Below are 18,749 nucleotides of genomic sequence, written 5' to 3' on the forward strand. Positions count from 1 at the left end.
CGGATTCTGGGAGGATCGACGGGTGAACGAGCACGAGAGCGGTCGCGAATCCGGACACGGCACCGAGTCGGAGAGTGACCAGGGCTACCTGCTGGACAACCGGCAGGCCCAGGCGGGTGTCCGCTTCCGCGCCCTGGCGGAGTTGTTCGACCCCGTCACCTTCCGGCACGTCGACCGGCTCGGCATCGGCGCCGGGATGCGGTGCTGGGAGGTCGGGGCCGGCGGTCCCTCCGTACCCCTCGGCCTGGCCGAGCGCGTCGGCCCGGCGGGAGCGGTGCTCGCCACGGACATCGACGTCTCCTGGACCCGGGAGTTCGCGGGCGGGGTCGTCGAAGTGGTCCGGCACGACGTCGCGGCCGATCCACCGCCGTCGCCCGGCTCCTTCGACCTCGTCCACGCACGGCTGGTCCTGGTCCACGTGGCCGAGCGCGCCGAGGCGGTACGCCGGATGGTACGGGCGCTGCGGCCCGGCGGCTGGCTGCTGATCGAGGACGCCGACCCCATGCTGCAACCGCGGCTGTGTCCTGAGGAGTCGGGCCCCGAGGAGATGCTGGCGAACCGGCTACGGTCCGCATTCCGCACCTTGATGGCGGCCCGCGGCGCGGACCTCTCCTTCGGCCGGACCCTGCCGAGGGTGCTCCGCGAGGCGGGCCTGGCCGAGGTGGGAGCCGACGCGTACTTCCCCATCACCTCCCCGGCCTGCGCCGCACTGGAGGCCGCGACGGTGCGCCAGATCCGCGGACGCCTGGTGGCCGAGCGGCTCGCCGAGGACGAGGAGATCGACCGCCACCTGGCGAACGTGACCGCCGGCCGACTCGACCTGGCCACGGCCCCGATGATCTCGGCCTGGGGCCGCCGACCGCTCTAGGCCGGGCTGGCCGGCCACCGCACTAGACTTCGCGAGCTGCGAGGCTGCGAGGCTGCGAGGCTGCGAAGGCACGACGGGGGAGCGGGGACATGGGGAGCGGTGCGAAGGCCGAGAGTGGTGCGGTGGACAGCGGTCCTACCCTGCTCTCCGCGGTCCGAGCCGGAGACACCGCCCTGCTGGAGAGCCTGATTCGGCAGAACAACGATGCCGACATGACGGACGCCGCGTTCCGCCTGGCCGTCCGAATGCACTCGGGCGGGATGGCCCAGCTGCTGCTCAACAACGGCGCCGACCCGAGCCGGTGCGGACCGGACGAGCTGCCACCCCTGCGCGAAGCGGTGGATTCGGGCTCGCCCGCGCTGGTCGAGGCCCTGCTGGACGACAGGATTCGGGGCAGGTACAGCGAGTCCGAGTTGCTCGAAATGAAGGATCTGGCGCGCCGCTGGCACCGGACGGGGGTCGAAGCCGAACTCCGGCGCCTCACCGGCTCCCGGGACGCCCTCGTCCGTACCCGGGTCCAGGACGACGAGTACTACGGCGTGGACGAGTACTCCCTCGGGGGGATGACCGTTCGCGACGGGTACGCGGCGATCCTCACGCACCTGGAGGAACTGCTCGGCATCCGCAGCTCGTTCGCGGAGCTGATGGCACGCGCGGTGAGCCACGACAAGGACCATGCGGCGTGGGGAAACGTCACCATCCTGCTGGCCAACCGTCGTGACCAGGAGACATGGACGGCCGCCGCGGCGCTGCGCACGCATCCGGAGCCGTCCCACCGGAGGTTCGGCGCCGAGGTGCTACGGCTGACCCACCTGTTCGACGACAGCGACGAGGACGCGTTCGCGGCCCCTGCCCTGGACCTCTTCATCGACTGGTCCACCGGGGAGAAGGACCTCGCTGTGCTCACCGAGGTGCTGGTCGCGATCGGAGAGCACAACGATCCGCGTGCCGGAGCGGCTCTCATCCCCTACGTCGCCCACCGCGACGCCGGGGTGCGGTGCGCGGTGGCCCGCGGTTGCAGCACATGGCAGGAGGTGCCGACCGCCTTCCCCGGTGATGTCCGGGAGGCGCTGCTGGTCCTGATGGCGGACGCGGACCCGGTGGTACGGCAGGCCGCCTGCCTGACCGTGGCCGAGGGCCGGGACCGCTACCCCGACTTCGCCGGTGCGATGGCCGCTCTGCTGGGCGACACGGACCGCCGGGTCCAGGTCACCGCCGTCTACGGGCTTGCGCTGCACGACGACGAGCGGTGCGTGGAGGCGTCCCGCCTCCTTCCCCCGGCGCCGCCCGGCACCCCGTACGAGTACGAACTCGACGCGGTGTGGAGGTACACGATGCGCCGCGACAACCTCTGACACCACCGTCGGCCAGGTGCGTCAGTACCGCAGCGCGGTGCCGATTTCGGCCTTCACCGTGCCCGAGAGCCCGTGCGTGCTGCGCGCTCAGGCGGCGAAGACCTCGCGGAGCTTGGCCTCTTCCCGGACGCTGTCGATGAACTCGCCGTCTATGCCGACGTCGGAGAGGGAACCGCCGATGGCCCCGCCGATGGCGCCGAGGGCGGCACCGAGCAGTTGCCTACGGGGCTGGGGCCTACGGCGTGACGACCGCGAAGGCCTTGTCGGGCACCGTCACGTACGACAGCAGCGTGTCCTCGGGACGGTGGCCGGAGAGGAACCCGTACGCGTCGCGTCGTTGTCTCCCCGATCGGCGTCGGCGAAGTCCGTGGTGTCTTCGAAGGGCAGGGCTGTCATGCCTGGCTCCGCTCGTTGATGCCCGTGATGTGAACCGTGCGTCCCGCCCGTTGTGGAGGGGGACGCACGGCTGTCATCCGAACACCGCTCGCCGCACCGCGCACTTCGAGGGCGGCGGTCGTCCGGTCCCAACACAGCCTGTGCGCACGTCCGGTGACCGGATGCGGAATCTGACGGCCTATGGGAATTTTGTCCGAACTTATCCGACCTCATCCGCGATGATCTCGCGACGGCAGGCGGATTCCCGTAGAGAAAGGCCCTTTTCATGAAGCGTTCCGTGGCGACCACCGTGCTCTGCGCCACCGCCGCACTCGGTCTCACCGCGTGCTCCGACGACAGGAGTCCCAAGGCCGAGGCCGCCCACGCCGCGAGCGCGCTGTGCACGAACCTGTCGACGCTCAAGGGCGACACGGCCAAGCTCGACGCCCTCGACCCGGCCACCGCCACGAAGGACCAGATCAAGGACGCCTACGAGGCCGTGCAGAAGGACTGGACCGCTGTCGGCGGCGACCTGGGCGACCTGAAGGGAGCCAAGAAGGACGCCCTGAACGAGACCGCGGTCGCCGCCTCCACCAGCGTCGCCTGCTGACGGGTCAGCTGCCCTCCGCCACCAGCTGCCTCAGCCACGCCCTGAAATCGGGCCCCAGGTCCTCGCGTTCGCAGGCCAGGCGGACGATGGTGCGCAGGTAGTCGCCGCGGTCGCCGGTGTCGTACCGCCGGCCCTTGAAGACGACGCCGTGCACCGGGCCGCCGATGGACTCGTCCTCGGCGAGGCGGCGCAGCGCGTCGGTGAGCTGGATCTCGCCGCCGCGGCCGGGCTCGGTGGTGCGCAGCACCTCGAACACCGCGGGGTCCAGGACGTACCGTCCGATGACCACGTGGTTGCTCGGGGCCTCGCCCGGGGCGGGCTTCTCCACCAGGTCGGTGATCCGCACCACGTCCTCGTCCGCGGTGGGCCGCACGGAGGCGCAGCCGTACAGGTGGACCTGGTCGGGGTCGACCTCCATGAGCGCGACCACGCTGCCCCCGAACTCCTGGCGCACCTCGGCCATGCGCGTCAGGAGGGGGTCGCGCGGGTCGATCAGGTCGTCGCCGAGCAGCACCACGAACGGCTCGTCCCCGACGTGCGGCTGGGCGCAGAGCACCGCGTGGCCCAGGCCCCGCGGATCGCCCTGGCGGACGTAGTGCAGCGTCGCGGGGTCGGCGGGCTGCTCGATCCGCGAGAGGCGTTCGTAGTCGCCCTTGCGACGCAGGGTGTCTTCGAGCTCGCAGTTGCGGTCGAAGTGCTCCTCCAGGGCGTACTTGTTGCGGCCCGTGATCATCAGCACGTCCGTGAGCCCGGCGGCGAGCGCCTCCTCGACCACGTACTGGATGGCCGGTTTGTCGACCACCGGAAGCATTTCCTTGGGAGTCGCCTTGGTCGCCGGGAGGAACCTGGTCCCGAGCCCGGCCGCAGGGATGACGGCTTTGACGAGTCCGGAATGTGCTGTGTTCACGAAGGATGTTTCCACTTCATACGGATGGAGGGCGGCCTCGATGTGCGCGCGGGTGGCGGCCGACCGGAAGGCGCGAGGAGCCGGCCGTCACCCTGAGCACTTCAAATACTGCCAGCGCCCGTCACGGACCGGACGTCGCGACGGGGCGGACGTCGCCCGGTGTGGCGCCGGACCCGCCACCCGCGTGGTCACCCGGATCCACGTCGACCGGGGCGCCACCGACGGAGGCGCGGCGTCGCACCACGTGGTCGGCCAGGAGCAGCAGCAGGGCGACGGTGCCGGCGAGCGCGGGCCAGTACACGTAGCGGAAATTGGACTGGGACGCCGTCGGCAGGTAGGCGAGGACGTACAGGACCGAGCTGGCGCCGAGGAGCCGGATCTCGCGGGCGTAGCGGCTGCTCCAGCGGCGCAGCGTGAGGACCAGGCCGACCACCAGCCAGAACCAGCCCTGGAAGAGCATCGGCAGGTCGCGGGCGAACCCGGTCACGTATCCCTGCAGGGATTCCTGGAGCGTCTCGTTGACCGGCGGCTCTCCAGGGCGTCGGGTTGCGGGGCGTGGGGGGTGATGTCGCTGCCGTTCTGGAAGGCCTGGTTGCCCTGGAAGAGCAGCTTGGAGAAGACCCGGACCCGGTACACGGTGTAGCCCTCGAAGTGCTTCGGCATCTCCTGCGTCCACATGCGCAGGAGGACGTCGGCGTCGCCGCGCAGCTCGGTGACGCCGAGCGCCTTGTTGCGCGGGAAGCACTGGAAGTACGCGTCGGCCGGGATGCGCTCGCTCTGGCAGGTGGTGGCGGCGGCGACCAGGCGGTTGCGGAAGTCCGCACTGGCACCGGCCTTGTCGGCCGCGGCGCGCACCTCGGCCGGGGTGAGCACGTGGACGATGTCGTCCAGCGGGATCTGCGCGTACTGCCGGGTGGTGACCGGATGGGTGGTCGCCGACACGGCCGCGCCGGCGACCGCGGTGACCGCGATCAGCGCACTGGTGGCGATGAGCCAGCGGCGCAGGCCCGAGGAGGGCCGGATCGCGAGGACCAGCATGATGAAGACCGGGATCACGGCGACGAAGCCGTTCTTCCGGACCAGGAGGGCATAGGCGAGGAACAGCACGCCCAGGATCAGCAGCGCCCAGCGGGTCTTGGTCCGGCCGGCCGGCAACTCCCGCGCGGTGAGCACGACGGCGAAGGCCGCGAGCAGGGCGTACGCCATGTGCACGTCCTTCCACACCACTCCCGTGAAGTTCATGACGTGCGGGGCGAGGCCGACGGCGAGCATCCCCAGGGAGAGCCAGCGGCTGCCGGTGTTCTTCCACACCAGCCGGGCGAGAACCCAGAGCGTCCCCCACAACACGACGACCTGCAGTGCGGCCATCGCCGATACGGCGCCGGTCGTGTGGATGAGGATCCGCCACAGCAGGGCCATCACCGGCGGATGCCAGTCGTTCACCGGCTGGTCGCCCAGGGCCTGCCCCAGCTGTTCGAGGCTGTCGACGCTGAGGTATCCGGGGTGGAACACGACGGTCACGGCATACGCGCAGAACGCGGCGATGGCCGCCAGGTACCACGGCCACAGCGCGCCGCGCTGCCAGGCGCTGCGCAGCGTTGCCAGGCGCTGCGCAGCGTTGTGGTCCACCGGTCGACGGTTTCGGGCACTTGGGCGGAGTCCTCTCCAGAGCGGGTGAACAAGAGGGTGCGGCGGGCGGCGAAGCGCACGGGCGTCACCGCCGCCCGCAGCAGGTGGGTACGGCCGCGAACGGAGTGGTCTCACGCCGGCCGACGGCGCCGCGGCGATCCCGGTGCAGCATGAGGGAAACGTAATCTTGTGTGACTGGGATCTCCAAATCAAACAAACATCCGCACAAAGGCCTGTGCTGCCCGTGGCGAGAAGGCGGACACCGCCCACCGGGACGTCCTCGGGGCGGCCGCGGCGCCGTGCAATCGTCAAGACCTGTGGACCGGCGGTTACTTCGTACCTTCCGATCCTTGATCGAAAAGGGGATGCGCCCTCTCTCCGACTCCTGGCAGGCTTCCCCGGTGAATCGAGGCCGCGGACTTCGTCTCCTCGGAGCCGTTCGACCTGGTGCTCAGCGTCGGAGCCACCCACGCCTTCGGCGGTCTGCTGCCCACCCTCGCCGCGGCACGCGAGCACCTGGCTCCAGGAGGTCGGGTCCTGATCGGCGAAGGATTCTGGGACAGCCGTCCCTCTCCGGAGGCCCTCGAGATGTTCGAGGGCCTCACCGACCTGGCGACCACCGTGGACCAAGTCGTCGCCGACGGGTGGACTCCGGTCGACGGGCACGTCAGCACGCGCCGCGAACTCGACGATTACGAATGGGCCTGCTGGGGCTCCCTGGCCTCGTGGGCCCTGGACCACCCCGCCGATCCGGACAGTTCGCACGTACTCGAGACCGCAACCGCCCGACGCTCCGAATGGCTGCGGTCCTACCGCGACAGCTGGGGCTTCGTCTCCCTGGTCCTGCGCCAGACCTCGAACTGACGGGCCTCGGTGGCGTACGAAGTGAAATTCGGGAAGGCTGGCGCGCATGGTTTCGGTAGTGCAGAACGTGGCGATCGACTGTGCGGATGCCTATGAGCTGGCCCGGTTCTGGAGCAGGGTGACCGGCCGTCCAGTGGACCCGGGGGACAAACCGGGCGATCGGGAGACTCAGGTGCTGCTGGCAGAGGGCCCGGTCCTGTACTTCAATCAGGTGCCCGAGCCCAAGAAGATCAAGAACCGGATCCATCTCTGCCTGCGCCCCGAGACCTCGCGCGAGCAGGAGGTCGACCGGCTGCTCGGCCTCGGAGCCACTCTTGTCGCCGATCACCGGAACCCCGACGGCTCCGGCTGGGCGGTCCTCGCCGACCCTGAAGGCAATGAATTCTGTGTCCTGCGCAGCGACTCGGACCGGGCGCCGGAAGAGGGGCCCCGTCAGTAGTACGAGCGAACCAGCCGGGCGAGGTGACGGCCGGCCGTCAGCAGGGGGGTCTGGCTGCGGGTGACCTGGGAGGTCATCTCCGCACCCTCGAGGGTGTTGATGACCGTGACCGCCAGGTCGCGGGCATCCGGTTCCGCGATGCCCGCCGCGAGCAGCTTCTCGGCCACCAGGCTCTGCCAGTTGTGGAAGGCGTCCGCGCAGGCCGCCTGGATGTCCGGGAGCCGGTCCAGGGTCTCCAGCGCGGTGGCCGTCACCGGGCAGCCGTCCGCCCATTGAGAGGTGTGCAGGGCCGCGGCCAGTTGGGCGGCCACTGCTCCGACCGCCTCCGCCGCGTCCTCGTGCGAGTCCAGCCCGCTGCGCAGCAGTTCCGCGAACTCCTGGTCGCCGAAGCGGATCGCGGCCACCGCGAGCTCCTGCTTGCCGCCGGGGAAGAAGTGGTAGAGCGAGCCGAGGGTCGCCTCGGCGTCGCGCACGATCTGCTTGATCGGCGCGTTCTCGTACCCCTGGTGCTGCATCAGTCGAGAAGCGGTCCTGACCAGGCGCTCCCTGGTGCCCAGTGCGGTTTCTGCCATGGGGGCATCGTACCCCGTCCCTAAATAGAGCGTTCGCTCCAGCCCTGTGTTACGGTCGCCCAAGTCTCTAGATAGAGCGTTCGTTCTAGTCGGTCAGTGAATGGATGGGGATCTTCATGAGCAAGCGCACGGTGACCGTCATCGGACTCGGACCCATGGGCCGGGCCATGGCGGGGGCGTTCCTCGACGCGGGATACGAAGTGACGGTGTGGAACCGCACCGCCGGCAGGGCCGAGGCGCTGGTGGCGCGCGGCGCGGTCGAGGCCGGGAACCTCGCCGCGGCGCTGGAGGCGGGCGGCCCCGTGCTGCTCAGCCTCATCGACGTCGGCGCGATGTACGGGACCCTCGGCGAGGCGGACCTGAACGGCAAGGTACTGATCAACCTGTCGTCCGACACGCCCGAGAGGGCGCGCGCCGCCGCGCACTGGGCGAAGGAGCGCGGAGCCTCGTACCTGGTGGGCGCGTTCAACATCCCGCCCGCGGGGATGGGCAAGCCCGAGTCCTCGGCCTTCTACAGCGGTCCGCACGAGCTGTACGAGGAGCACCGCGAATTGCTGACGGTGCTGACCACTCCGGACTTCCGGGGCGAGGAGCCCGGCCTGGCGGCGCTGTACTACCAGATCAACATGGTCATGTTCTGGACGGCCATGACGGGTTACTGGCAGGCCGCGGCCGTTGCCCAGGCGAACGGGCTGTCCATGGAGGACTTCCTTCCGTACGCGACGTACACCGCGGACAGCATGGGCAACTTCATCCGTTTCTACGCGCCCAGGATCGACGCGAACGAGCACGGCGGGGAGGTCGACCGTCTGACGATGTGCCTCTCCAGCGTCGAGCACCTCACCCGCACCGCCGCCGACTCCGGGCTCGACACGTCCGTGCTGCAGGCCCATGTGGACCTGTTCCGCGGCGGTGTTGCCGCGGGCCACGGCGCGGACAGCAGCTCCAGCCTGGTCGCACTCCTGAGGCGCTGAGGCGCTGATGCCGCCGGTGGGGCCGGTGACAAGGTGATTGAGTCAGGCCTTGACCTCGCCGGAATCGCCGATGGTGAGGCGATCGGGGCGGCCGGCGCAGGCCCGGAATCGGGTTCTCAGAACTCCTTGGTGGCGTTGAGCCGCGCGATTTCGGTGGCGTACGCGACAGTGCGGGTCGCCGAGGTGCCGGTGGCGTACAGGCCGGTGCCGAGTGCGGCCAGGGGGAGGGAGAGGAGGAGGCCGGCGAGGATCGGTGCCCAGTCGCGCTCGGCGTCGCAGCGCTCGCCCGCGTCGGCGCGGTACGACACCGCGTACTTCCTGCCGTCCTGGTGGAAGTCCCTGGATTCGCACTCGACGGGCTTGGAGTTCGCGCCCTGGCCGGTACTGAAGGGGAAGATGAGCAGGTAGGCGATCCAGAGCCAGATGAGGGCAGCCGCTGCCATCAGGCCCCGGCCCCACCCCTGCTCACGCAGGGCCCGGACCCGAAACTCCCTCAGAGCCGAGATCTTTTCACCCGAGAGTCCGCGGTCAGCGCAGATCGAGCAGCATCACGTCATGGAGATCCGAGCCGTCGCCCCAGGGCCGCGCCTCGCCGACCTTGCGGTATCCCCACGCCCGGTAGGCCGCCGACGCGGCCCTGCTCACCGGGTGCACGTTCAGCAGCACCCGCTCGGCTCCGATGCCTTCGAGTAGCGTCTCGTGCAGACCCCGCGCGACGCCCTGTCCGCGCCACGGTCCGCGCACGGCGAGTTCCATGAGCCCGAAGGTGCGCCGCCCGTCCTCGCGCCGCATGTCGGCGGGCACGGGCTCGGTCAGTTCGTCCCACCACACGGTGTCGGACCGCAGCGGGAAGCCGTACCCCATGCCGATCGGCTCGCCCTCCGGGGTACGGGCCAGGACAGCGCTGAAGCCGCGGCGGCGAGCCTGCACGGGGAAGCGGCGGAAGGCGGCGGCGACATCGTCCGCGGTCTCGTTGTACGGAGCCTCCGCGAAGGCTTCGGCGTAGATCACCCTGAACGCGCCCTCGGCCTCCACCGCGGCTGGTCCGTCCAGGCGCTCCCTCGCGATGATCCCCTGCTGCGTCATGCGGTCCCCCCCCCCCGAAGTGTCACGGACATGCTTGCCGACACTACGTGGCAGTGGCAGTGGCAGTGGCGGGGGCGGGGGCGGGGGAGCGGGTCCGGTCAGGGCTGCCGGATCGCGGAGACCTCGAACTCCAGGACGACCTTGTCGCCCACCAGGACGCCGCCGCCCTCCAGAGCCGCGTTCCAGGTGATCCCGTACTCCTTGCGGCTGATCGGAACCGAGCCCTCGAAGCCCACCCGCTCGTTCCCGAACGGGTCCTTGGCGCTGCCCTGGAACTCGAAGTCGATGCTGATCGACCGGGTGACGTCCTTGATGGTGAGGCCGCCCGTCACACGGAAGTGGCTGTCGTCGAGCGGTTCCACACCGGTGGACACGAAGGTGATGTCCGGGAAGTTCGGGGCGTCCAGGAAGTCGTTGGTGCGCAGGTGACCGTCCCGCTGTTCGTTGCGGGTGTCGATGCTCGCGGCCTTGATGGTGATCGTCGCGGAGGACTTGGCGGGCTCCGCGCCGTCCAGGTAGGCGGTGCCTTCGAACTCGTTGAAAGCGCCCCGGACCTTGGTGACCATGGCGTGCCGGGCCACGAACCCGATCTGGGAGTGGGCGGGGTCGAGGGAGTAGTTCCCTGTGAGCGAGGTGAGGGGGGTGGTGGTCATGGACCTGCTCCGCGGGGTAGGGGGGACGGGGACGTGAGGCGCTGGACCACGCTAGCCAGACCCGCAGCGCAGGGCGTTCGACCACGCCCACCACGCCGCTACGTCACCCGATCGGGGAACGGTCCCGGCCGCCGCGAAGTCAGAGGCGGCCGGCACCCCGGTCCGGTGCCGGACGACGGGCACGGCGCCGGTTTCAGCCCAGCACCCCGTCCACGAACCGCATCTGCACGGTCGCCTGCCGGATCAGCTCGGCTCCGACCAGGGTCCCGTGCCCGGCGTCGTAGCCGTACCGCTCGTGCCGCACTCCCCGCTCCCGCAGCCGCTCCAGATACCGGTCGATCTGCCCGGGCGGGCACCGGGGGTCGTTGTGCCCGTGGAGCACCAGCACGGGTGCCCGTACGCGATCGACGTAGGTCAGCGGTGACGAGGCCGCGTACACCTCCGGCAGCTCCTCGGGCGAGCCCCCGAACAGCTCCCGGTCGAAGGCCTGCAAGAACTCCGGCCGCTGCCCGTAGGCCGCGGCGTGGTCCGCGATGGGGGACTCCGCGATCCCGGCGGCCCACCGGTGCGGGTGCAGCCCGAGCGCCAGCAGGGTGAGGAAGCCTCCCCAGGACGAGCCGGCGACCAGGCAGCGGCCCGGCTCGGCCAGCCCGGCGCCGACGGCCCACTCGTACGCGGTGTTCAGGTCCTCCAGCTCGGGGAACCCGGGCCGCCCGTGATTGGCGTCGCGCCACGCCGTGCCGTAGCCGGTGGAACCCCGGTAGTTGACGTGCACGACCGTCACGCCCGCGTCCGTCCACACCGCCCGGTAGGCGGAGTAGCGGTCCGAGTCGGCGGCGTGCGGCCCGCCGTGCAGCAGGAACACGGTGCCCCGGGGTGTCCCGGCCGCGCGGGCGGTCAGAAGGTGCAGCGGCCCGGCGGGAGTCGGCACCCACGCGTCCTCGAGCTCCGGACCGCCCGGCGGGACGTTCCCCGGCGGCCGGAACAGCACCCGGTCGCTGCCGTCCGCGTCCAGGACCCGTACGACTGGGGGCCGAGCCGACGAGGACCACACGTACTCGACCCGGCCGTCCGCGCGCACGCCCGCCGCGTCGATCGTGCCCGCCGGCACCGGCAGGGCAGTGCTCCGCCCGGTGACCAGATCATGCCGGTGCAGCGTGCTGCGCCCCTGGTGGTGCACGGTGACCAGCAGCGCCTTGCCGTCGGGGTACCACTCGGCCACGGGCTCACCGGGCGGCAGGGGTACGGGCGTTCGCGTGCCCCGATCCAGGTCCTGCACCCCGAGCAGGACGCTCTGCGGCGTCTCGCGCCGCACCACCAGGCGCCGGTCGCCGGGCACCGGGCTGAAGCCGAAGGCGTCGAGCTCCCCGCCCGCCGGATCCGCGAGCACGGTGACCGGCTTACCATCCGCGGTGGAGATCACCTCCAGGCCGGTGTCGCGGGCGAGCACCGCCAGCCGCTCGTCGGCCGACACCGCGAGCAGATCCACATCGTCCTCGAACGCGCGCAGCAGCGTGGCCGTCCCGTCCTCGGAGCCGCCGGAGGGCAGCGACCACAGACCGGTCCCCTCGTCGGTGGCCACGGCGATCAGGGTCAGCTCGGCACCGAGCGCCAGCCCCGCGGGAAACCCTTCCGGCACCCCGCGCACGGGCGTGCCCCGACCAGCTCCTTCGCCCCTTCCGTCACTGGCTCCGTCGCTGCGTCCCTCACCGGGTACCTCGCCCGGGCCGGCCTCGAAGGGCTGTGTCATCCACCGCCCGACCTCGTCCCCGTCGGTGTCGTCGAACCACCACACCCGACGCCCGTCGGCGCTCAGCGCCCCCAGACTCGTCCCGGCCGCCCGCCGCGTGACCTGGCGGTGCACATCGGCGGCACGGTCCCAGACGTGGATCTCGCAGGCTCCGCTGGTGTTGCACGTGTACAGCGAACGCTCCGGGGCGTCCGCGGCCCCGTACGGGAAGCCGGGCCGCGAAGCCGTGAAGCGGTCCTGCCAGTGGTCGGAAGGCATATCAGAATATCCATTCTGCTTTCGCCGAAGGGGTCCACCGTGACAGCCTAAGGGCATGACCACCAGAATTCTTGCGGCAGTTGGCGATGTGCTGATTGACCGTCTCAAGCCCAGTTCGGCATTTGATGGGATTCTGCCCGTTCTGGCCTCAGCGGATATCGTATTCGGCAACTTCGAGGGGGTGTTGGCCGAAAACGGAAGGCCTGCCCCGGGCATGTCCACGGCCACCATCGTGTCGCCGGAGAATGCAGGGCCTTTGGCGATCTTCGACGTCATGTCCCTGGCCAACAACCACGCCATGGACGCCGGATATGAGGGCCTGGCCGAAACCATCGCGACACTGTCCGGAAAAGGCGTACGAACGGTTGGCGCCGGCCCGGACATCGAAACCGCCAGGCGCCCCACCACCCTCCAGGCCGACCCCGGTTCCGAGGCCGACGCAGGGGGCGGGGGTGGAGGCGGACGGCCCGCCGTCGCCTTCATCGCCATGGCCTCGGTCATGGTCGTCGGCACCCAGGCCGGCCCCGCCACCCCCGGCGTCGCGCCCCTGCGCGCCGAGGACTGCTACACCGCGCCGTTCCCCGGCCACCTCGTCCCGGGAGCCCCTGCCAAGGTGGTCTCCGTCCTGAACGAGCACGACTGGGCCGAGGTCGAGGAGAGCGTACGGGCGGCCAAGGAGGGAGCCGACCTGGTCGTGGTCAGCGTGCACTGGGGAGACCACACCCGCCCCTGGGTGATCACCGAGCACGAACGGCTCTGCGCCGAACTCCTCGTGGAAGCCGGCGCCGACCTCGTCCTCGGACACCACCACCACCTCCTGCGCGGCGTCCAGTTCATCGAAGAAACCCCCGTCTTCTTCGGTCTCGGCCACATGGTCTTCGACCTGCCCCGCCAGGCGGAGGAACTGCGCGCCCGCGGCGCCGACCCGCAGGAGCTCGAACCCGAGGCCCTGGCCGAGGTCTTCGGGGAGTACGGCATCTACCCGCGCCCGGGCTCCCCGGCCGCGTTCCCCTTCCACGCCGACGCCCGGATCACCGCGATCGCGATCGTCGAACTGGAGGACACCGGCATCGGCCGCACCGGCCTCGTGCCCTGTCTGATCGACGATGACGGCACCCCCCAGGTCGTCTCCCGGGACCACCCGCGCTTCGGCGAGGTGCTCGCCTTCCTGCGCACCGCCATGTCCAAGGCCGGGCCGGGCGCGGACCTCCTCGACGACGGAGCGGTCTTCGCTGAGCAGCCCCTGCTCGTCCTGCGTGCCCAGGCCGTGAACGGCGCGTGAAGCTTGTGCGGGTAAATCTGCTATCGGCCAAGATCTGCCCCGCTCACGGCGCGTCATTCCCGCAGGTGCCCTCTCTCCCGAGCTCTTCCGAACCTGGACACCCGTAATCAACATGCGCGAACGCCACACGGGCGGACACCGGAAGCTGGCCTGAATGCATGGCGCGAAGAATTGCATTCCGAAGCACAATTCCGAGGTCACCGAACAAGGGAGGGGGTGTATCCCCATGCGCATTGTTCGCCGTAAGAAGGCCTACAGCATCGCCGGCGGTTCTTCCGTCAACTAGGGCGATCCGATGATCCAGAAGGCGGCAGGACGCGAGATCACCAGAAATCGCGGGGACCCGCCTTCTGGATCATTCCCATTCCGCCAAGAAGGTCAAGAAGGTCGATCAGTCGATCAGTCGATCAGGTCAAGAAGGGGAGAGTACGGTGCCGAAGCCGGCCCTGAAGTCCACCATCCCGTCATTCAAGGACGACTCCGGGATCAACTTCCGCATGGCCGGTGAGATCCTCACCCTGGAGGACCCCGACGGAGTCGTCTCCGACCTAGTCGGACTCCTGGACGGCGCCCGCGAGCCCACCTCCGTCTTCACCGAGCTCACCGGCCGCCACCCGGCCGTGACCCGCGAGGAGTTCGACCAGGCACTTGCCGACCTCGACGACGCCCGACTCCTCCACGACGCCGACGCCTCGCATGAGGGCCTCACCGCCTACGACCTGGAACGCTGGTCCCGCAGCCTCGGCTTCTTCGAGACCTACGCGACCCTCGACCGGTCCAAGTACGCCTTCCAGCGCAGCATCCGCGACACCAAGGTCGCCATGCTCGGCGTCGGAGGCGTCGGCTCGCACGTCCTGATGGACCTGGTCGCCATGGGCTTTCGGGACATCCGCATCGTCGACTTCGACACCGTCGAGCTCTCCAACCTCAACCGCCAAGTCCTCTACGGAGAGCAGTACATCGGCAAGTCGAAGATCGAGCAGGCTGCGGCCTGGGTCAAGGGCTACAACAGCGACGTCACCCTGCACACCCTCGAAAAGAAGCTGATGTCCGCCGACGACGTCTACGAGGCCGTGCACGACCGCGACATCGTCATCGCCGCCATCGACCGCCCCAAGACCCGCGCCCTGACCTGGCTGAACGAGGGCTGCCTGCGCGCGGGCGCGGCCCTGGTCACCGGCGGCGTCGACACCCAACGCGCCGTCCACTTCACGGTCCTGCCCGGCATCAGCGGCTGTGTGGCCTGCTGGAAGTCCGCCGCTCACGCCGCGGACACCACCTCCCGCGACATCTACCTCCAGCAGCGCACGGAGGAGGACGCCGGGCTGCGCTTCGGTGAGGACATGGCCGCCTTCAACGGCCTCGTCTCTCTGCAAACGGCATTCCTGGTCGGCGAGTTGGTACGCCTGGCCACCGGAGTGTCCACCCCGCTGTCGGTGGGCAGGTTGCTCCAGGTGACCTTCCAAACTCCGGTCCTCGCCGAACGAGAGACCTGGCAGCGCGATCCCGACTGCCCCGCCTGCAAGGGCGTCACCACCCCGGCTCGCTTCGCGGACCTCCGAGACGCCCTCACCCCCGCTCCGCCCCTGGTCCAGCAGGGAGCGTGGCCCAATGACTGACGCGGCATACGCCGCGAAGCAGGTGAAGGACTCCGACCGTCGCGGCGAGACCCTGCTCCGCTCGGCCTTCATCGTCTCGTCCACCGGGGACTGGATCTACCGCTTCGCCCTGCCCCTGCTCGTCCTGCAACAGACCGGCTCGGCGATCTCCACCGCCATCACCTACGTACTGGAGATCATCCCGTACGTGGCGGTCGGCCTCTTCGCCGGCACCATCGCCGACCGCGCTGACCGCCGCCGCCTGATGATCTCCTGCGACGGCATCGCAGCCGCCCTCGTCGGCGTCATGGCCGTACTGCTCTTCACCGGCAAACCGTCCATCTGGCTCCTCTACGCCCTGGCACTCCTGCTCGGCACGGTCCGGCCCGTCTACGTACCCGCCTTCCAGGGCTTCCTCGTCGACCGGGTCCCCGAATCGCGCCGGCCCGTCATGAACGCCTGGGTCCAGGGCACCGACTCCGCGCTCAGCATGCTCGGCCCGGTCGTCGGCATCACGATCATCGCCCTGATCGGCCCCGCCACGGCCTGCGCCGTCAACGCCGTCTCCTTCGCGGCCTCCGCGCTGCTCATCCGCTGGGCCCCGCACGGGACCGGCGGCCGGGCCCCGGTGCGCTGGGGCGAGATCGCGCGCAACGTCGGAAGCGACTTCAAGGACGGCCTGGTCTTCATCCGCGACTCGGTCCCCCTGCTGTGGGGCACCGCCCTGATGACGGTCACCAACTTCGCCGCCCTGGGCCTGGAAGCGAACCTCATCTACATCGTCACCGACGACGGCAGGAGCCGGCAGACGGCGCTCGCCCTCGTCTTCGCCGGACAGGGAGCCGGCGCCCTGCTCGGGGCGACCCTGGCACCCGCCGTCATCCGCCGCTTCCCCGTCGGCCCCACCCTCACCGCCGCGATGGGCCTGATGGCGCTCTCCCTCGCACTGCCGGCACTGTCACCGTCCACCCCCGTCATCGGCGGATCCATGTTCCTCCTCGGCATTTCGACCTCCGCGATCGTGGTGCCCTGGTACACCTTCAGGCAGTCCATCGTCCCCTCCGAACTCATCGGCCGGGTCACCTCGGTGGGCCGCTCGCTCTCCTTCATCACCATCCCGCTCGGCGCTCTCTTCGGCAGCTGGGTCATCGGCCAGTGGTCCGCCACCGTCCTCTTCCTCGTCGCCGGAGCCCTCCAGGGCGCCGTCTGGCTCGGCACCCTGCTCTCCCCCCTCCGCAGGGCGGGAACCAGCGGCGCCGGGTGATCAACCCGCCGCCGATGAGCAGGCTCGCGCCGACCTCCGCCGGGCGTTCCAGACCGGTGGACCGGTCGACGAGATCTTCGAGTCCTTCATCGGCCCGATGGTCGAAAATGCGGTCCCCGAATGGCGGACCACCCTGGGCGCCCTCCTCGCGTTGCCCGGCATCGGCATTCACCAGCCCCCGCCCCGATGGGCGGTCTACCGTACGGACATGAGGCTCCATGCCGCCGACGCCAAGGAGAGCCCAGTGCCATCGTCCTACGACTCTCAGTACGCTCCCGCCGGCGACGTGGGCGCCGCCCTCATGGTGATCGACTCCCGTCTCAAACTGATCTACGGCGACACGACCGAGATCGGCCCCGAACAGCGGCGGCTGACGGACCAGTTCATCGCATCCCTGGGGCCCAGGGAAGCCGATGACCTGCTCGACGGCGCGTGCACGCTCATCTACATGTTCATGACGTGGCTGCGGAAAGCCTGCGAGGAGCACGACAAGGACGTCATCGAGTACGTGGTACCCAACCTCGTGGCCACCATGAGCACGATGTCCCGCAGCGTCCCTTCCGAGGCCATCCCCACCATGGCCGGCATGGTCATCGCGGCAGGCACCGGCCTGAGCCCCAGCCTCTGGCGCAAGCAGTACGGCGAGTGGACCGAAGCGGAGATGAACCCGCTGGAAGCCACCGCCATCCTCCTCGCGGAGCAGATCAACCGCATCACCGACGACCCCGACTTCGCCACCCGCCTGATCGCCGAAGCACTGTCCAGCGCGGCCGAGGCCTGACGCACTCGGCGGCCGGATGCTCGGCAGGGCCCGAACTGCACTGCGCCGGCCGCCGAGCTGCTCCCGCGCGGCAGTCGGACCCTGGTCAGATCGTGACCGGTCCGCGGGCGGTGGCGAACTCCACCGAGACCAGGCCCGGTTCCTCGTCCTCGACCCAGGTGACGTCGATCTGGTCGAGGGGGTGGTCGGCCGGTTCGCCGAGGAATTCGGAGATGGAGGCGGCGTCGCCGGCGATGGAGACCCCGTGGATGGTGGTGGAGGTGCGCGGGTCGGCGCTGGGGCGCTCCTCGATGGGGACCGACCACTGGAGGAAGTAGGGCAGTTGCGGGTCCTCCAGCAGTTCCAGCACGCCGATCTGTTTCCACCTCAGGTCGAACCCGTCGGGGCGGACACGGTGGCCCTCGGCCGAGGCGCGGCCGAGGCGGGCCTCGACCGGGGTGATGTCGTCGACGGATACCACCCAACCGAGCCAGCCGCCGCCCTCGGCGGCGCGGCGCGCGACCGCCTGGCCGAAGGGTGCGCGGTCGGCGGCGGGGTGGTCGAGTGTGGTGACGACCTCGACGTAGGTGCCGCCGCTCAGCGGGAGGATGAAGTTTCGGGTGCCGAATCGTGGGTGCACGCCCCCGTCGACGAACCCGGCGCCGAGGGCCGATCCGATCCACTGAACGGTCGAAACGAAGCTGTCGCGGGCCACCGCATAGGACACATGATCAAGTCGCACCGCGCCATCATCACCCGCTGACCCGCACAAATCCCCACGCCACGCCCGCCGCCCGTCGAGCCGGGCGTCAGCACTGCCGACACAGGCCGGAGAACGGCCGCGCAAGCGCGGGTGTTAGCTTCCTCCTCGTGATGGAGCACCAGGACGAGACCAGGGCCGCCTACGACGGGGTCGTCGAGCTGTACGCGTCGATGTTCGCCGACCGGCTGGAGACGCGGCCGTTCGCGCGGGCCATGGTCGACACCTTCGCCGAGCTGGTGCGCGGGTCGGGGAACACGCGGGTGGCCGACGTCGGCTGCGGGCCCGGACATCTGACGGCCATGCTGCACGACCTGGGGCTGGACGCCTTCGGCCTCGACCTCTCCCCGGCCATGGTCGACCACGCCAGGCGGGCCCATCCGGCGCTGCGGTTCGACGAGGCACGGATGGAGGCCCTGCCGGTCGAGGACGGGGCCCTCGGCGGCCTCCTGGCCCACTACTCGATGATCCACACCCCGCCCGGGGCACTACCCGCGCTCCTCGCCGAGCAGGCGCGGGTCCTGGCACCGGGCGGCCTGCTCCTGGTCTCGCTCTTCGCGACCGACGCACCCGAGCCGGTCCGCTTCGACCACAAGGTGACACCCGCCTACAGCTGGCCGGCGGACCAATTCGCCGAGCTGCTGGCCGGCGCCGGGCTCGTCACCTTCGCCCGCCTGCTCCACGACCCTGCCTCCGAGCGGGGCTTCCTCGACGCCCACCTCCTGGCCCGCCTCAGCTGAGGCGA

Annotated in this window: 20 protein-coding genes and 2 pseudogenes; 12 read left to right on the forward strand and 10 right to left on the reverse strand. The window is 70.2% G+C overall.

Annotation, left to right across the window (positions count from 1 at the left end; translation table 11 throughout):
- Positions 1-22 precede the first annotated feature (22 nt).
- Positions 23-868, forward strand: a complete 846-nt coding sequence (locus tag OG490_RS34565) for a class I SAM-dependent methyltransferase (protein ID WP_330300226.1) — start codon at positions 23-25, stop codon at positions 866-868.
- Positions 869-990: 122 nt separating this feature from the next.
- Positions 991-2,223 (forward strand): hypothetical protein, encoded by a 1,233-nt coding sequence (locus tag OG490_RS34570; protein ID WP_330300227.1) that lies wholly within the window; start codon positions 991-993, stop codon positions 2,221-2,223.
- Positions 2,224-2,310: 87 nt separating this feature from the next.
- Here the strand turns inward: OG490_RS34570 and OG490_RS34575 are convergent, their stop codons facing one another.
- On the reverse strand, positions 2,311-2,439 hold the full coding sequence (locus OG490_RS34575) for a DUF1269 domain-containing protein (RefSeq protein WP_330301172.1): 129 nt from the start codon (positions 2,437-2,439) through the stop codon (positions 2,311-2,313).
- A gap of 445 nt (positions 2,440-2,884) precedes the next feature.
- On the opposite strand from OG490_RS34575, the gene OG490_RS34580 reads away from it, so the two are divergent.
- Positions 2,885-3,208 carry a hypothetical protein gene (locus OG490_RS34580; protein WP_330300228.1) on the forward strand — a complete coding sequence of 108 codons (324 nt, stop codon included), beginning with the start codon at positions 2,885-2,887 and terminating at the stop codon, positions 3,206-3,208.
- Between the two features lie 4 nt (positions 3,209-3,212).
- On the opposite strand, the gene galU is transcribed toward OG490_RS34580, so the two are convergent.
- From galU to OG490_RS34595, 3 genes are all read right to left on the reverse strand, one after another.
- Complete coding sequence (galU, locus tag OG490_RS34585; protein ID WP_330300229.1) at positions 3,213-4,115, reverse strand: UTP--glucose-1-phosphate uridylyltransferase GalU; 903 nt, start codon at positions 4,113-4,115, stop codon at positions 3,213-3,215.
- A gap of 121 nt (positions 4,116-4,236) precedes the next feature.
- On the reverse strand, positions 4,237-4,602 hold the full coding sequence (locus OG490_RS34590) for a hypothetical protein (protein ID WP_330300230.1): 366 nt from the start codon (positions 4,600-4,602) through the stop codon (positions 4,237-4,239).
- The gene (locus OG490_RS34595; RefSeq protein ID WP_330300231.1) at positions 4,599-5,744 is read right to left on the reverse strand and encodes a hypothetical protein; all 1,146 of its coding nucleotides are present in this window, start codon (positions 5,742-5,744) and stop codon (positions 4,599-4,601) included. Before OG490_RS34595 ends, OG490_RS34590 begins: the two co-directional genes overlap by 4 nt.
- Positions 5,745-6,152: 408 nt before the next feature.
- Between OG490_RS34595 and OG490_RS34600 the strand changes: the two are divergent.
- Together OG490_RS34600 and OG490_RS34605 are read left to right on the forward strand one after the other, a co-directional pair.
- Positions 6,153-6,608, forward strand: a pseudogene (locus OG490_RS34600) (SAM-dependent methyltransferase); the annotation flags it as partial.
- A 46-nt stretch (positions 6,609-6,654) separates the two neighbouring features.
- Positions 6,655-7,047: a VOC family protein gene (locus tag OG490_RS34605; RefSeq protein WP_330300232.1), complete on the forward strand. Its 393-nt coding sequence runs from the start codon at positions 6,655-6,657 to the stop codon at positions 7,045-7,047.
- On the opposite strand, the gene OG490_RS34610 is transcribed toward OG490_RS34605, so the two are convergent.
- On the reverse strand, positions 7,041-7,619 hold the full coding sequence (locus tag OG490_RS34610) for a TetR/AcrR family transcriptional regulator (protein ID WP_330300233.1): 579 nt from the start codon (positions 7,617-7,619) through the stop codon (positions 7,041-7,043). The genes OG490_RS34605 and OG490_RS34610 overlap by 7 nt on opposite strands.
- Before the next feature lie 116 nt (positions 7,620-7,735).
- On the opposite strand from OG490_RS34610, the gene OG490_RS34615 reads away from it, so the two are divergent.
- Entirely contained in the window at positions 7,736-8,593 is an 858-nt protein-coding gene (locus OG490_RS34615) for an NAD(P)-dependent oxidoreductase (protein WP_330300234.1), read from the forward strand.
- A 116-nt stretch (positions 8,594-8,709) separates the two neighbouring features.
- Here OG490_RS34615 and OG490_RS34620 read toward each other — a convergent pair whose 3' ends face one another.
- The 4 genes from OG490_RS34620 to OG490_RS34635 form a co-directional block, all read right to left on the reverse strand.
- Complete coding sequence (locus OG490_RS34620) at positions 8,710-9,036, reverse strand: hypothetical protein (RefSeq protein WP_330300235.1); 327 nt, start codon at positions 9,034-9,036, stop codon at positions 8,710-8,712.
- An 85-nt stretch (positions 9,037-9,121) separates the two neighbouring features.
- Positions 9,122-9,679, reverse strand: a complete 558-nt coding sequence (locus tag OG490_RS34625) for a GNAT family N-acetyltransferase (RefSeq protein WP_330300236.1) — start codon at positions 9,677-9,679, stop codon at positions 9,122-9,124.
- Between the two features lie 98 nt (positions 9,680-9,777).
- The gene (locus tag OG490_RS34630) at positions 9,778-10,332 is read right to left on the reverse strand and encodes a YceI family protein (RefSeq protein ID WP_330300237.1); all 555 of its coding nucleotides are present in this window, start codon (positions 10,330-10,332) and stop codon (positions 9,778-9,780) included.
- A gap of 193 nt (positions 10,333-10,525) precedes the next feature.
- Positions 10,526-12,340: a S9 family peptidase gene (locus OG490_RS34635; protein ID WP_330300238.1), complete on the reverse strand. Its 1,815-nt coding sequence runs from the start codon at positions 12,338-12,340 to the stop codon at positions 10,526-10,528.
- Positions 12,341-12,395: 55 nt separating this feature from the next.
- Between OG490_RS34635 and OG490_RS34640 the strand changes: the two genes are divergently transcribed.
- From OG490_RS34640 to OG490_RS34660, 5 genes and pseudogenes are all read left to right on the forward strand, one after another.
- Positions 12,396-13,622: a CapA family protein gene (locus tag OG490_RS34640; protein WP_330300239.1), complete on the forward strand. Its 1,227-nt coding sequence runs from the start codon at positions 12,396-12,398 to the stop codon at positions 13,620-13,622.
- 431 nt (positions 13,623-14,053) lie between these two features.
- The gene (locus OG490_RS34645; protein WP_330300240.1) at positions 14,054-15,241 is read left to right on the forward strand and encodes a HesA/MoeB/ThiF family protein; all 1,188 of its coding nucleotides are present in this window, start codon (positions 14,054-14,056) and stop codon (positions 15,239-15,241) included.
- Positions 15,234-16,484, forward strand: coding sequence for an MFS transporter (locus OG490_RS34650; RefSeq protein ID WP_330300241.1), 1,251 nt, complete (start codon positions 15,234-15,236; stop codon positions 16,482-16,484). Before OG490_RS34645 ends, OG490_RS34650 begins: the two co-directional genes overlap by 8 nt.
- Positions 16,465-16,650, forward strand: a pseudogene (locus tag OG490_RS34655) (alpha/beta hydrolase); the annotation flags it as partial. The gene OG490_RS34650 and the pseudogene OG490_RS34655, both read left to right, overlap by 20 nt.
- Positions 16,651-16,692: 42 nt before the next feature.
- The gene (locus OG490_RS34660; protein WP_443066002.1) at positions 16,693-17,265 is read left to right on the forward strand and encodes a hypothetical protein; all 573 of its coding nucleotides are present in this window, start codon (positions 16,693-16,695) and stop codon (positions 17,263-17,265) included.
- An 85-nt stretch (positions 17,266-17,350) separates the two neighbouring features.
- On the opposite strand, the gene OG490_RS34665 is transcribed toward OG490_RS34660, so the two are convergent.
- The gene (locus OG490_RS34665; protein ID WP_330300242.1) at positions 17,351-17,986 is read right to left on the reverse strand and encodes a VOC family protein; all 636 of its coding nucleotides are present in this window, start codon (positions 17,984-17,986) and stop codon (positions 17,351-17,353) included.
- Between the two features lie 128 nt (positions 17,987-18,114).
- Here OG490_RS34665 and OG490_RS34670 point away from each other — a divergent pair, with 128 nt between their 5' ends.
- Positions 18,115-18,744, forward strand: a complete 630-nt coding sequence (locus OG490_RS34670) for a class I SAM-dependent methyltransferase (protein ID WP_330300243.1) — start codon at positions 18,115-18,117, stop codon at positions 18,742-18,744.
- The last annotated feature ends 5 nt before the right edge of the window (positions 18,745-18,749 follow it).

The sequence above is a fragment of the Streptomyces sp. NBC_00503 genome (assembly GCF_036346895.1).
Taxonomy (GTDB): domain Bacteria; phylum Actinomycetota; class Actinomycetes; order Streptomycetales; family Streptomycetaceae; genus Streptomyces.